13 protein-coding genes are annotated in these 12,387 nt (G+C 63.9%); 8 read left to right on the plus strand and 5 right to left on the minus strand.

Annotation, left to right across the window (positions count from 1 at the left end; all coding sequences use genetic code 11):
• Positions 1-9: 9 nt before the first annotated feature.
• The 3 genes from JYG36_RS11090 to JYG36_RS11100 all read right to left on the minus strand — a co-directional run bounded on the left by JYG36_RS11090 (position 10) and on the right by JYG36_RS11100 (position 2,969).
• The gene (locus JYG36_RS11090) at positions 10-1,263 is read right to left on the minus strand and encodes an OprD family porin (protein WP_093381349.1); all 1,254 of its coding nucleotides are present in this window, start codon (positions 1,261-1,263) and stop codon (positions 10-12) included.
• A gap of 132 nt (positions 1,264-1,395) precedes the next feature.
• Entirely contained in the window at positions 1,396-1,926 is a 531-nt protein-coding gene (locus JYG36_RS11095) for a cytochrome b (protein ID WP_045194240.1), read from the minus strand.
• Positions 1,923-2,969 (minus strand): catalase family peroxidase, encoded by a 1,047-nt coding sequence (locus JYG36_RS11100; protein ID WP_213603942.1) that lies wholly within the window; start codon positions 2,967-2,969, stop codon positions 1,923-1,925. The genes JYG36_RS11095 and JYG36_RS11100 overlap by 4 nt, the downstream gene beginning before the upstream one ends.
• A 131-nt stretch (positions 2,970-3,100) precedes the next feature.
• On the opposite strand from JYG36_RS11100, the gene JYG36_RS11105 reads away from it, so the two are divergent.
• From JYG36_RS11105 to JYG36_RS11115, 3 genes are all read left to right on the plus strand, one after another.
• Positions 3,101-3,610 carry a sigma-70 family RNA polymerase sigma factor gene (locus JYG36_RS11105; protein WP_093381355.1) on the plus strand — a complete coding sequence of 170 codons (510 nt, stop codon included), beginning with the start codon at positions 3,101-3,103 and terminating at the stop codon, positions 3,608-3,610.
• Positions 3,607-4,356 carry an anti-sigma factor family protein gene (locus JYG36_RS11110; protein ID WP_213603944.1) on the plus strand — a complete coding sequence of 250 codons (750 nt, stop codon included), beginning with the start codon at positions 3,607-3,609 and terminating at the stop codon, positions 4,354-4,356. Before JYG36_RS11105 ends, JYG36_RS11110 begins: the two co-directional genes overlap by 4 nt.
• 99 nt (positions 4,357-4,455) lie before the next feature.
• A complete protein-coding gene (locus JYG36_RS11115; RefSeq protein ID WP_213603946.1) occupies positions 4,456-4,767 on the plus strand; it encodes a DUF2790 domain-containing protein in 312 nt (103 codons plus the stop codon).
• Here the strand turns inward: JYG36_RS11115 and JYG36_RS11120 are convergent.
• On the minus strand, positions 4,712-5,626 hold the full coding sequence (locus tag JYG36_RS11120) for a LysR substrate-binding domain-containing protein (RefSeq protein WP_093381361.1): 915 nt from the start codon (positions 5,624-5,626) through the stop codon (positions 4,712-4,714). The two genes, JYG36_RS11115 and JYG36_RS11120, sit on opposite strands and share 56 nt — an antisense overlap.
• A 121-nt stretch (positions 5,627-5,747) precedes the next feature.
• Between JYG36_RS11120 and JYG36_RS26600 the strand changes: the two genes are divergently transcribed.
• From JYG36_RS26600 to JYG36_RS11145, 5 genes are all read left to right on the plus strand, one after another.
• A complete protein-coding gene (locus JYG36_RS26600) occupies positions 5,748-8,261 on the plus strand; it encodes a hypothetical protein (RefSeq protein ID WP_052676469.1) in 2,514 nt (837 codons plus the stop codon).
• Positions 8,262-8,366: 105 nt separating this feature from the next.
• The gene (locus JYG36_RS11130; RefSeq protein ID WP_249744422.1) at positions 8,367-9,209 is read left to right on the plus strand and encodes an SDR family NAD(P)-dependent oxidoreductase; all 843 of its coding nucleotides are present in this window, start codon (positions 8,367-8,369) and stop codon (positions 9,207-9,209) included.
• Positions 9,210-9,282: 73 nt separating this feature from the next.
• Positions 9,283-9,792, plus strand: coding sequence for a sigma-70 family RNA polymerase sigma factor (locus JYG36_RS11135; protein WP_213603948.1), 510 nt, complete (start codon positions 9,283-9,285; stop codon positions 9,790-9,792).
• On the plus strand, positions 9,789-10,736 hold the full coding sequence (locus tag JYG36_RS11140) for a FecR domain-containing protein (protein ID WP_213603950.1): 948 nt from the start codon (positions 9,789-9,791) through the stop codon (positions 10,734-10,736). The genes JYG36_RS11135 and JYG36_RS11140 overlap by 4 nt, the downstream gene beginning before the upstream one ends.
• A 96-nt stretch (positions 10,737-10,832) precedes the next feature.
• Positions 10,833-11,084: a hypothetical protein gene (locus JYG36_RS11145; RefSeq protein WP_093381367.1), complete on the plus strand. Its 252-nt coding sequence runs from the start codon at positions 10,833-10,835 to the stop codon at positions 11,082-11,084.
• Positions 11,085-11,091: 7 nt separating this feature from the next.
• Here JYG36_RS11145 and JYG36_RS11150 read toward each other — a convergent pair whose 3' ends face one another.
• Positions 11,092-12,381, minus strand: a complete 1,290-nt coding sequence (locus JYG36_RS11150) for a sensor histidine kinase (RefSeq protein WP_213604400.1) — start codon at positions 12,379-12,381, stop codon at positions 11,092-11,094.
• Between the last annotated feature and the right edge of the window lie 6 nt (positions 12,382-12,387).

A 12,387-nucleotide genomic window follows, 5' to 3' on the forward strand; every position in this document is an offset into this window, starting at 1 on the left:
CACCCGTGTTTACCAGAGGGCCAGGGTATAGCCGACGATCAGGCGGTTCTCGTCGATATCGGTGGTCAAGCCGCCGCTGGAGCGGAAGGTGGCATTGCGCAGGCGCACACTGACATTCTTCAGCGGCCCGCTTTGCACCACGTAGGCAATGTCGGTATCGCGCTCCCATTCCTTGCCGCCGCTGACACTGGCGGTCTCGATATGGCTGCCGTTGACGTAGCGCGTCATGAAGCTCAGGCCCGGCAGGCCGAGGGCGGCGAAGTTGTAGTCGTAGCGCGCTTGCCAGGCATCGGTCTCGGCCTTGGTGAAGACGTTGACGGTGACCAGGTTGACCGAATAAGGGTCCAGGCCCGGGTAGGCAAAATCGCCGTCGCCAGAAAGATTCTGGTAACCGAGGCCGAACTTGTGCGCGCCCACGCCCAGGGTCAGCATGCCGTTGAAGAAGCGGTTGTCGATCTTGCCACCATCGACCCGTGAGGTTGCGCGCAGGTTGTGGCTGCCCTGTTCGCGGGTGTCGAAGTAGCGCAGGTCGCTGCGCAGGTTGATGCCTTCGGCCAGGGGCAGGTCGTGGACCAGTCCGGCGTAGTGCTGGCGGTAGATGTCCTGCATTTGTGCGTAGTAGTAACTGACGGCCAGGCGCGGGTTGATCGCGTAGGTGCCGCCGGCCAGGTCCAGGTGGTTGCTTTCGACCCCGGCATAGCTCATCTCGTCGTTGCTCGAGGAGTCGCGCAGGTTCTGCTTTTCCAGGCGACCGAGGTTCAAGGTCAGGCCGTCGATGTCTTGCGAGGTCAGCAGGCCGCCGCTGTAGGTCGAGGGCAGCAGGCGTACGTCGTTGATCGCCGCCACCGGCAGCATCGGTTGCAGGGTGCCGAGCTTGAGGGTGGTCTTGCTGACGCGCAGCTTGGCGGTCAGGCCCAGCTCGCTGTAGTCGTCGACCGGCTCCTGGCTGGCGCCAAAGGGCAGCAGGCCGGTGCCACGGCGGTCGCGGCTGGAGTCGAGCTTGACCCCCAGCTCACCCAGGGCATCGAGGCCGAAGCCTACGGTGCCTTCGGTAAAACCCGACTCCATTTTCAGGATAAAACCCTGGGCCCACTCCCGCGCCTGGCTCTGCGGCGCACCGCTCTGGCGAAAGTCGCGGCTGAAATAGAAGTTGCGCGTCTCAAGGCTGGCCTTGCTGTCCTTGATGAACTCGGCCTGGGCCAGGTAGGGGGTGAATGCGGCGCACAGGCCGGCACTCACCGTCAGCGAACGGGGCAGAAGCATTAGGGCTACCTTTCTTGTTGTTGTGTGTGGCGGGTGCCAGGTGTCTCTGCCTATATTGTTAACATATTATCTTTATTTTTGAATAGACCTCTTTAGGGTGGAAATGGCCAGGAATGAAAAATAATTAAGATATTAATCCTTGGGTAACGGCCCCGGCCACATGCTGCGCAGCACGCCATCACGTCGGATCAGCCCGTGCACCAGCGCTGCGCCCAGGTGCACCAGCACGGTGGCAAACAGCACATAGGCCAGCCAAGCGTGGGCCTGGCGCAGCAGGGCATACAGCTGCAGGTCGTGGGGCAGCAGCGCCGGCAGTTGCAACGGCAGCGGGTAGCCACCGGCAGACTGCATGCCCCAGCCCAGCAGCGGCATCGCCAGCATCAACCCGTACAACAACAGGTGCGAAGCCTTGGCCGCCCAGCGCTGCGGTGCTGGCACGTCGGCGGGCAGCGGCGGGTGCGGCAGGCTCAGGCGCAGGCCGATGCGCACAATCACCAGCAGCAACAGCGCAAGGCCAATGGCCTTGTGCAGGCTGATCAACCAGGTATGGCGCGGCGACAGGTCGCTGACCATGCTCACGCCCACAAACAGCATGGCCAGGATCAGCACGGCCATCAGCCAGTGCACGGCGCGGGCCAGGGGGTGGAAGGCAACAGGTTTCATGGGCGGGCTCCCAGCTGCGCGGCTTCACGGGCGCGACGGTTGAAGGATTCCGAGTAGGCCGCCGAGCGGGCTGCGAGGATCGGGTCTGCGGACGGCCGGATGCCGCTCGGCAGAATCAGCGGGTCGAAGTTCAGGTCGCGACAGGCGCCTTGCTCCGCGGCATCGACCTGGTCGATCACCAGGGTGCCGGCGTTCACCGTGGGCCGTTGCGCGGGCCAGGGCTGGCTGGGGTCATCGACGGCATCGCCGGCTTCGGCCAGGGTCAGTTGCAAGGTCCAGCGCAGCGGGCCCAGGCCCAGGCGCTGGCGCAGGTCGTGTTGCAGGTAGTCGCGATCATCGACCTGGGCCGGCAATGCGGCGAACGGCGTTTGCGGCAGCAGGCTCCAACGCACGAAGCGGGCACTACCAGCGGCGTCGATCAGGGCAAAGGCATTGATGCTGTTGTAGCTTGAGTTGGCGAAACTGTCCGAAGCTTTGTAGTCCTTGGCCCATTGGCGAAAGGCGGCGCTTTCCGGGTGGGCGGCGAAAAACGCCTGCAGGCGCGCTGGGTCCGGTTTGCCGGTGGCCGGGTCCGGGGTCATGGCCAGTACCTGCTGGTAGAAGGCTTCGGGCGTGCCTACCGCCAACACCGGCGGGGTATTCATGCCGGTTCGCCACAGTTGGCCATCGTCGCTGCTCAATTGCAACGCCAGGCTACGGGTCGGCACGCTGGCATCGGCGCTGTGGGGGTTGGCGCCGCCGATGGCGAAGCGGCCGATCACCGGCACCCGGGCCTGGCTGAATGCCCGCGCGGTGGACAGCTTGGCCGCCGCGCCGCTGCTCTGGAAGTAGCCGCTGACGCACAGGCCCTTGGCGTGATTCTTACGGTAGCCGGGATAGTGCCCGGCCTGGTCTTCGAAGGTGTCGATAAAGCGCTTGGGGCTCAGGCGTTCGGCGCCGATCCAGCCTGCGGTGTAGGCAAAGCCAGCGGCCAGGGCCGCCAGCCCGAGGCCAATGGCAGCCAGGCGCAGGGCGCGGGGGCGGCCGTGTAACGGAGTGCTCATGGCGGTGATCCGGGTCAGTGAATGAGCCGGTACGACGCCGGTCGCAGAAATTTATTCCAACGCCCGGGAATAATTCTTCACCGCCAGCGTCTGCCTCGTACACTGATCGCCTACAGGCCAAGACTGCGGCAATGAACGAACTAGACGACGAGCAATTGCGCGAAATGCTTCAGCGCCTGCGCCGCTTCGCCCTGTGGCTGACGCGCGAGGCCAGCAGTGCCGATGACCTGGTCCAGGCCACCGTCGAGCGCGCCTTGAGCCGCCGCGGGCAACAGCGGCAAGAGGGCAGCTTGCGCGCCTGGTTGTTCTCGATCCTGTACCGGCAGTTTATCGACGGCAAACGCCGCGAACGCCGCCAGGCGCGCTGGCTGGCCTGGTTCGGCCGTGGCGAGGAGGCGGGCAGCAACACCGAAGACATCGTTGTTGCCCAGTCGGGCCTGGCGGCGTTTGCGCAGTTGCCCACCGAGCAGCGCGCCTTATTGTTGTTGGTCAGCGTCGAAGGCCTGAGTTACAAGGAGGCCGCGCTGGCCCTGGATGTGCCGATTGGCACGGTGATGTCACGCTTGTCGCGCGCCCGTGCGGCCATGCGCGAACTGGCCGAGGGCAACACCCCGCCCGCGGCGCTGCGGAGGTTGAAATGAGCTTGATCCCGTCTGATCACGAATTACACGCCTATGTTGACGAGCGCCTGGACAGCGAGCGGCGCCGGGCGGTGGAGCTGTACCTGGCGGCCAACCCCGAACAGGCGGCGCGGGTCGAAGCCTGGCGCAACGATGCCCGCCAGTTGCGCGCGGCGCTGTCCGGCTTTGCCGGGCAGGCGCCCAACCCGCGCCTGGACCCGGCCAACGTACGCCGTGAGCTGCGCCGTCGGCGCCAGCGGCGCTGGGCCAGTGCTGCGGTGCTGCTGGTTACCCTGGGCATCGGCGGCCTGGGCGGCTGGCAAGGGCGCGAGGCGATTCTGCTGGCCAGTAACCCGCCGATGGCTGATGCCGTGCAGGCCCATCGGTTGTTCGCCGACGCCAAGGCCCTCGACCTCAGCGCCCAGGACCCGGCGCGCCTGCAGGCCTGGCTGGGCCAGCACTTTGCCCATGTCGGCAACCTGCCGGACCTTTCGGCCTACGGCTTCACCCCGGTGGGCGCGCGGCTGCTGAGCAACGAGCAGGGGCCGGCGGCGCTGCTGCTGTTCGAGGACGCCCAGGGCCAGCGGGTCAGCCTGTTCTTGCGCTCGCCCGGTGAGCACTACGCGCGCATGCCCAGTGGTGAACGCACCGACGGCCAGCTGCAGGCCCGCTACTGGTCGCGAGGTGACTACAACTATGCCCTGGTCAGCGCCGCGTCTGACAGCCGCGGTGAGCAATTGCGTCAGGCCCTCGGTATCACTTTGTAGCTGGAATACCATTAGCGGCGTAAGCTCGAAACCGTTGTTCCTGTTGTCATTTCACTTCATTCGAGGTATCCGCCAATGAAGCGCATGCAAGGTTTGGTAATGGCCGCAGTGGTTCTGCTGGCCGGCCAAAGCGCGCAGGCTTCGGCACCAGAGGTAAAGGATGCGCGTCTGGTTGCCCATGAGCAGGCAGTGCAGGCCTATGCAGCAAGAACCGGCAAGACTGCCCCCACTATCCAGGACTTTACCTACGGCAAATCTGTGGATGTCGCCCGTCTGATCGAACAGACGCCCATGGCCCGCGGCTGCGAAGCGGCGCCGATGCTGATGACCTTCGAGGACTCCAGTGGCCAGCTGGTTACCCTGCGTTATCGGCTCGAAGGTCAGTGCCCGCGTTTTCAGTCAACGCGATAAAGCGCCCCGGCAGCGGCGAGGGATCGTCGCTGCGCCACATCAGGTACAGCCCCAGGCGCGGGCTGGCCTCGCGCAAGCGGCAAAAGCGTAGCCCTGGCTGGGCATTGGCCTGGGCGGCTGCGGCCGGCACCAGGGCGATGCCGAAGCCGCAACCGACCAGGTTGATCAGCGTTTGCAGTTGCGCCGCCTGCTGGCTGATGCGCGGGTAAAAACCCGCGCTTTGGCACAGGTCGAGCAGTTGCTGGTGATAGCCTGCGCCCAGGGCTTGTGGGGTGAAGACAAAATCTTCATCGGCAAAATCCGCCAGGCTGACAGCCGCTTCGCCAGCGCGCGGATGTTCACTCGGCAGTGCCAGCAAGATCTCTTCTTCCAGCAACAAACGGCTGCTCAGGCGTTCGCTCATCAGTGGCAACTGGCGGACCACGGCAATATCCAGTTGATCATCGAGCAACTGTTCGACCAACTGCGCCGACGACCCCTGTTGCAGCTCCAGCTGTACCTTGGGCCAGTCGCTGCGAAACTGCTTGAGCGCCTTGAGCAGCAGCGGATAGCCCGCCAGCGCCAGGCTGCCGATACGCAGTTGGCCGGCGATGCCTTCGGCGACGTGGCGTGCCTGGACGATGCCGTGCTCCAGGGCTGCCAGAGTCGCCCGCGCGGTATGCACAAAGCTCGCGCCGGCGGCCGTCAGCGCCACGCCTCGGGAGTGTCGGGTAAACAGGGCAAAGCCCAGGCGCTGCTCAAGCCGGGCGATGGCCTGGCTCAGCGGCGGCTGGGCCATGTGCAGGCGCTCGGCGGCGCGGTGAAAGTGCAACTCCTCGGCCACGGCGATGAACTGGCGCAGCAGGCGGGTTTCGATCACGGAGCGTGTCCTTGAATCAGAGCAGTTTGCGATTATGCCTCACTCGCAAGAGTGTCATATTGATGGCATGCGAGGGTTTCTCTAACATCTGTCTATTTTGGCCGGTGCAGAGAGAGGGTTGATGAAAGCTACAGGGAGGTCGCTGAGCGATTTCGTCGATTTGAACTCGGCGGAGGAATCTTTATTGGCAGCGTGCCGCGACGGTGAGGTTGTCCGCATTCTCGAGCATCGTCCTGTCAGTGCTGAAGATGGCCAGTGCGTACGCGCAGAACTACTCAGATTCCTGTTGTTGGGTGGGGATGCTGCTGCACCGGCTCATGAACGCGGTGTTCGTCTTGAGGGCGTGTGCATCGAGGGGCAGTTGGATCTGAGCGGAACTACGCTGGCGTATCCACTGAATTTGGAGGATTGCTTGTTTGAGCACGCCCCGGATTTCACCGACGCCCAGGTTTGCGGGACGCTGGTACTGGCCAACTGTCAAAGCCCGGGCCTGCGGGCAGACCGACTCATCACACGCGGTGCCTTGGATCTGAGCGGGTTTCGCTCCAGTGACAGAATCGATCTTGAAGATGCCCAGATCGGTGGCGGCTTTTGCTTGAGCGGCGCCGACCTGAATGGCAATGGCGCTGATGCCTTGCTGGCCGATCGGGTGGATGTACGGGGCGCGCTATCAATGGACGACGGTTTTAAAAGCCGTGGCTGCGTGTCATTTGAAGGGGCGCGTGTCTCTGGGCAGATCAACTGTCGAGGGGGGCGATTCAATGGCAAGGGCGGGGTTGCCCTGGTCCTCGATCAGGTTGCCGTGAATGCGGATGTGTACTTCAGCGAAGGGTTTCGCTCTAAGGGAACGGTCAGATGCGTTTCGATGAAAACCCAAGGTGCCTTGGATTGCTCCAATGCCAAGTTTGACGGCAAGGGCAATGAAGCATTGATCCTGGACTCTGCGCACATCAACGGTAGCCTGTTTCTGACACAGGCTGCTCATGCAAAGGGGACCATCCGTTGTCTCGGGGCCAGGATCGAAGGCCAGTTCCAGCTCACCGGGGCCAGGCTGGACGGTCGCGGTGGGTATGCGCTGGGCGCCGATGGCCTGCAGGTCAAAGGCGATATCACCATCGGTGAGGGATTCACCGCGAACGGCGCAGTCCGTCTGGTTTGCGCGCGTATCGAAGGGCAACTGAGCTGCAGGGGCCACTTGAAGTCTACTCACGGAACTGCATTGTCTGCGGACGGAATAGTCGTCCGCGGAGGAGTGTTTCTGGTCGATGGATGCGTGATGGTGGGACAGGTACGGTTTATTGCCGCGCATATCATCGGGCAATTCAACTGCAGGGGGGCTGAATTTGACGGCAATGGAGGCGTTGCCCTGACTGCCAGCAATCTTGTATTGACTGGAAATGCATTGCTCACCAGCGGGTTCAAGGCAAAAGGTCTGGTCCGCTTCAATAGCGCACAAATTGAAGGTGACCTGATCGCCAGGGACGCTGTTCTCGAGGGTGACAAGGGGCATTCTCTCATTGCCTCCGGTGCGGTGATTACCGGGACAGTCAACCTGGGGAAAGGGTTTGATGCACGGCGCTCGGTAAACTTCTCCCGTTCCAGAATTGCCGGCGACTTCAATTGCGAGGGGGCTTGCCTGAGCGCAGAGCAAGGGCGAGCGCTGATCCTTGATGGCGCACAGATAGAAGGCACTCTGGCACTGCGTAACATTGCCAGGAAGCTTTGCAGTTCCTCTTTCGTGGGGGCCAGAGTAGGGGAGTTGGATGATGACGAGAATAGCTGGGGGGAACACATAGCGCTCAACGGCCTGGTCTATAAAGCCCTTTCTGCACGAGCACCTGTTTGCCCTGTGTTCAGGGCTGATTGGTTGAGTCGTCAAGTTCCGACCCTGCGGCGGGTTGGGGATGTGATGGATGCCGAGAGCAGTTTTCGCCCGCAGCCCTGGCGGCATTTGCAGAAAGTACTGGGGGAAATGGGGCATACCGAGCAAGCGCGGGAAATGGGTATTGCCTACGAACAGAAACTACGAGAAATCGGCCATGTCAGCCAACCTGCGGCACACTGGTATCCTTGGGTCCGCACCCTGTATTCCGGCTTTGGTAGAGGCTTGCATTTTCTTTACGGAAAGCTGACCGGTTTTGGCTACAGGCCCATGCAGCTGTTGATCTGGTTTGTCTGCATTTGGTTGTTCTGCGGGGGTATCTACTGGTATGCGGCTTTGCAAAAAGGGGTGTTCGCACCCAGCAATCCGATAGTGTTCCAAAGCGACAGTTATCTTGAATGTCGGCCTGATCGCGCAGATGCCTGGCGCAAGCTAAATCCAGGCAGTCCACTCCCAGCCAGTTACCGTGGTGAAGGCAACTGGTACCTGTGCCAAACCCTGCGTGAGGAATACACCGGCTTCAGCCCCCTGGCCTATTCCCTGGATGTACTGATGCCCCTGGTCGACCTGCAGCAGGAGTCGGACTGGGCGCCGCTGGTGCCGACACCCAAGCAAGGGTATTGGGACGAGTTCACATCATTTGGCTGGAAGCATTTCGTGCGCCTGCTGATCTGGTTCGAAATTCTGGTTGGCTGGGGTATCAGCTTGCTGATGGTTGCCATCGTCTCCGGCCTGGCGCGCCGCAGCGAGTAGTGCCCGGGAGCCGCCGATATCCCACGGATATCGGCGACCCTGTTCGATAGTATTCAACTTTGCAGCGCTCACTGGCTAGGCTGAACGGCCATCAGGAGACTGCTTGTGACCCCATTCAGAACCGTACTCATCACCGGCGGCGCCCGTGGCCTGGGCCTGGCCTATGCCCGCGCCCTGGCACAAACCGGTGCGCAGGTGGTAATCAGCGACCTTGGCACCGACCGCGAAGGTTGTGGCCACGATGCTTCGATTGCCGAGGGCGCCGCCGAACTGTTGCGCAACGAAGGCCACCAGGTGATTGGTCACAGCGCCGACCTTGGCGATGAGCAAGCGTGCCGACAGTTGATCAGCAAGGTGCTCGACACCTTCGGCGGCCTCGATGCGCTGATCCATAACGCCGGCTGGGTCGGTTACCAGAACATCGAAGACTGCAGCAGCGAATTCATCGAGCGCGCCCTGGCCATCAACGTCCACGCGCCGCTGTGGTTGAGCAAGCACGCCTGGCCGGCGCTCAAGGCGTCTGGCAGCGGGCGCATCGTGCTCACGACCTCGGACCGGGCCATGTACCTGCGCCATGCGCAAACCGGCCTGGGTGCCTACGCCGCCGGCAAGATGGCGCAACTGGGGATCATGAACGCCCTGGCCGCCGAGGGCGCCGAGCACGGGATTGCCGTCAACGCGATTTCGCCGGTGGCGCGCACGCGCATGTGGGGTCAGCAGGGCGAGCCCGAAGACCTCAAGCCCGAGTGGGTTGTGCCCGGGGTGTTGTACCTGGCCTCGGCAGACTGCCAGGACAGCGGCTACATCCTGCGTGCCAGCAACGGCCAGTTCTGCGCCACGCGCTTCGAGGAAAACCCGCAGGTGGACTATCCACGCGAGCTGCGCGGGGTGTCGGCCAGCACCGTGCGCGAGGTGCGGCAACGCTGGCAGATGATAAAAGCCATGTAATAGCGCTTGGTTTGCATCAGGGTATTAATTAGAATCAATCTCATTTGAGTCTAGTCCATCCAGGTGCGTTGACATGAGCGAAGCGACGGGCCCCACCGAGCAGACCCTGCAGGGCCTCTACCGAGAGCATCGCAGTTGGCTGGAGCGCTGGCTGTACCAGCGCCTGGGCAACCGCTGGGATGCCGCCGACCTTAGCCAGGATACTTTCCTGCGCGTGTTGGGCAGCCCTCAGGTGTTGAGCGAGTTACGCGAGCCACGGGCCTATCTGCTGACGGTCGGCAAGCGTTTGCTGGTCAACTTCCACAAGCGCCGCAGCCTGGAGCGGGCCTACCTCGAGGCTCTGGCCAGCCTGCCCGAGGCCCTGATGCCTTCGCCAGAGCAGCGTTGGTTGCTGCTGGAAACCCTGCAAGCCCTGGACGAACTGCTCGACGGTTTGCCGGCGGCGGTGCGTCGGGCGTTTCTCTGGTCGCAGCTTGAAGGCCTGAATTACGCACAGATCGCCGAGCGCCTGGCTGTCAGTGAACGTACGGTCAAACGCTACATGGCCCAGGCTTATGAGCATTGCCTGCTGGTTGAACTATGAACCGCACCTTCAGCCGCGAAGCCCGGCAACTGGCGCGCACCGCCGCGCACTGGCTGGCCTTGCTCGATTCCGGGCAGGCCAGCGCCGAGGATTTGCAGCGTCTGCAGCACTGGCGCGCGGCCAATGCCCAGCACGAGCAGATCTGGCAGCGCGCCGAGGGCTTGCGCCAGCGTTTCCAGGATGTGCCGCCAACCCTGGCCATGGCCAGCCTCGACCGTCCCGAAGCCAACCGTCGAACCCTGCTCAAGCGTGGCCTGGCTTTGGCGCTGGTGTTGCCCGCCGGCTGGCTGCTCAGCCAGCAGGTGCCGCTGCAGGCCCTGCGCGCCGACCTGCGCACCGCTGTGGGCGAGCGCCGTGGCGTGCGTCTGGCCGATGGCAGCTTGTTGCAGTTGAACACGGCAACCGCCGTCAACCTTGACCTTGCTCACCAGCGCCTGACCCTGGTCGAGGGCGAAATCGCCCTGAGCGTCAGCCGCGCCCAGGCGCTGCACGTTGACCTTGGCATGGCCCGGGTGAGCGTCGGCCAGGCCCAGGTGTGCCTGCGGCGCGACGCCGAGCAGTGTCGCATCGCCGTGCTCCAGGGCGCAGTGCAGGTGCAGCCGCGCCAGGGCCCGGCGCTGGCCTTGCAGGTCGGCGATCAGCTGACTATCACCGCCGACGGCAGTGGCGCCATGGACCGTTTCGACCCCCACCAGCCGGACTGGCGCGATGGCGTTCTGAGTGTCAACAACCAGCCGCTGGCGCAGTTTTTGCGTGAGCTGTCGCGTTACCGACCGGGCTGGCTGCACTGGGAGCCGGCGCTGGAAACGCTGCGCGTCACCGGCACGTTCCGCCTGGATGATACCGATCGGGTGCTGGCCCTGCTGGCGGCCAGCCTGCCGGTAGCGGTACAGGCGCGCAGCCGCTACTGGGTGACCCTGGTGGCCCGCGAGAAAACCGTGTGAGCGGTGCCGTGCTGTTGGTCGCCTGACATTTTTACCAGTAGCGCGCTGCCTTGCGGTTGGTGATGATGCCGGTTCAAAGGCTGGAGCCATACCGACATGGACGAGAACAACAAAGAGCGCCTTCGCCTGTATCAACCTGGAGACACTGTGGTGCTGTATGGCTGTTTTGCCGCCGAGTACGGGGTGATGGAAACCCAGTCAGGCGTGGTGCGCAGCATCGACTGGTGCACCCACCAGTTGCAGCTGTACTTCGCCTGCGATGATGAATGCCGCTGCATTCCATTCGCCAGCATCACTGCGGTGCTGGCGCCGGGTCGTTGCAGCGTCGCTGCAGGTGATCAAGGCTGAGCTTGCCTCAGGGCAGCTCGATCTGCGCGCAAAGGCCGCCGCCGTCGCGGTTGCTCAAGGTCAGGCGGCCGCCGATGGCCTGGGTCAGCTGCGCGGCGATGGCCAGGCCCAGGCCGGTACCGCCGGTGCTGCGGTTGCGCGAGTTCTCTACCCGGTAGAACGGTTGCAGCACCGCGTCGAGCTCTTCGGCGGGTATCCCCGGGCCCTGGTCGAGCACGCGAATCAGCGTGCCGTTGTTGGCGCCGCTGCGCACCTCGAGCTGCGCCGCGCCGGCAAACTTCAGGGCGTTGTCGATCAGGTTCACCAGCACCCGGCGCAAGGCTTGCGGGCGGGTTTCGAGCAGCGCGCCGGTCTTGCCGTGCAGCTCGACCTGCTGGCCGCTGTCCTGGTAGTCGAACACCAGGCTGTCGAGCAAGGCATCGAGGTTGACCCGGCACGGTGCCTCGCTGTTGCCATCGATGCTGCGGGCGTAGGCGACGCCTTCACGCACCAGGTGTTCCATGGCCTCCAGGTCGCTCCAGAGCTTGTCGCGATCACTGCTGCTGTCCATAGCCTCGACCCGCAGCTTCATCCGCGTGATCGGCGTTTGCAGGTCATGGGAGATCGCCGCCAGCAGTTGCATGCGCTCTTTCAGGTAGGCGCCGATACGTGCCTGCAAGGTATTGAAGGCCACTGCGGCATACACCACTTCCCGCGGGCCGCTTTCGTCCAGTTGCGGCCCCGGGGCATTGGGGTCGAGCTGGTCGACCGCTTCGGCCAGGCGGGTCAGCGGGCGGATCGCGGTTTTGACCGCCAGCCAGGTGCACAGCAACAGCAGCGCCAGCTGGATCAGCAGCACCACCGGCAGCCAGCTCGACATCGGCACCGGCGCCGGGGTGACGTCGACGCTCAACGGTGCGCCGTCGGCCAGGCGCAGGTGCACCTGGAAGTGCGGCGTGGGCCCGGGGATGCTCTGGTAGTCCAGGGCGTACTGGCCGCCCAGGGCCTTGCCGATGGACAGTGCGGCCATGGGCGCGTCATCCATGCTCAGCCGCTGGCCGGGTTCGCCGGCATCCAGGCGGTAGCGATAGGTGCGCCGCTCCAGGCGCGGCAGCCAGGCGGCGCGTTCGGCGGCCGGCAGGCGGTCGAGAATGGCCACCGAGGTAGCGACGTCCTGCTCGAGGTTACTGAGCATCATCGAGCGCGAGCTCTGGTAGCGCTCGTAGAACTGGAAGCTGAACGACAAACCGTAGGCCAACACCAGGCCGGTGAAGAAGATCAGCGCCAGGCGCGAGGCGAGGGTGCGCGGCCAACGCAGCAGGCT

Origin of the sequence: Pseudomonas sp. SORT22 (assembly GCF_018417635.1) — a bacterium.
Classification (GTDB): domain Bacteria; phylum Pseudomonadota; class Gammaproteobacteria; order Pseudomonadales; family Pseudomonadaceae; genus Aquipseudomonas.

Excerpts from the sequence above, each read along its gene's own strand:
- JYG36_RS11105 (WP_093381355.1), top strand. The coding sequence starts at position 3,101 with ATGAACGAACTAGACGACGAGCAATTGCGCGAAATGCTTCAGCGCCTG.
- JYG36_RS11140 (WP_213603950.1), top strand. The coding sequence starts at position 9,789 with ATGAACCGCACCTTCAGCCGCGAAGCCCGGCAACTGGCGCGCACCGCC.
- JYG36_RS11145 (WP_093381367.1), top strand. The coding sequence starts at position 10,833 with ATGGACGAGAACAACAAAGAGCGCCTTCGCCTGTATCAACCTGGAGAC.
- JYG36_RS11135 (WP_213603948.1), top strand. The coding sequence starts at position 9,283 with ATGAGCGAAGCGACGGGCCCCACCGAGCAGACCCTGCAGGGCCTCTAC.
- JYG36_RS11100 (WP_213603942.1), bottom strand. The coding sequence starts at position 2,969 with ATGAGCACTCCGTTACACGGCCGCCCCCGCGCCCTGCGCCTGGCTGCC.
- JYG36_RS11115 (WP_213603946.1), top strand. The coding sequence starts at position 4,456 with ATGGCCGCAGTGGTTCTGCTGGCCGGCCAAAGCGCGCAGGCTTCGGCA.
- JYG36_RS11095 (WP_045194240.1), bottom strand. The coding sequence starts at position 1,926 with ATGAAACCTGTTGCCTTCCACCCCCTGGCCCGCGCCGTGCACTGGCTG.
- JYG36_RS11110 (WP_213603944.1), top strand. The coding sequence starts at position 3,607 with ATGAGCTTGATCCCGTCTGATCACGAATTACACGCCTATGTTGACGAG.
- JYG36_RS11090 (WP_093381349.1), bottom strand. The coding sequence starts at position 1,263 with ATGCTTCTGCCCCGTTCGCTGACGGTGAGTGCCGGCCTGTGCGCCGCA.
- JYG36_RS26600 (WP_052676469.1), top strand. The coding sequence starts at position 5,748 with ATGAAAGCTACAGGGAGGTCGCTGAGCGATTTCGTCGATTTGAACTCG.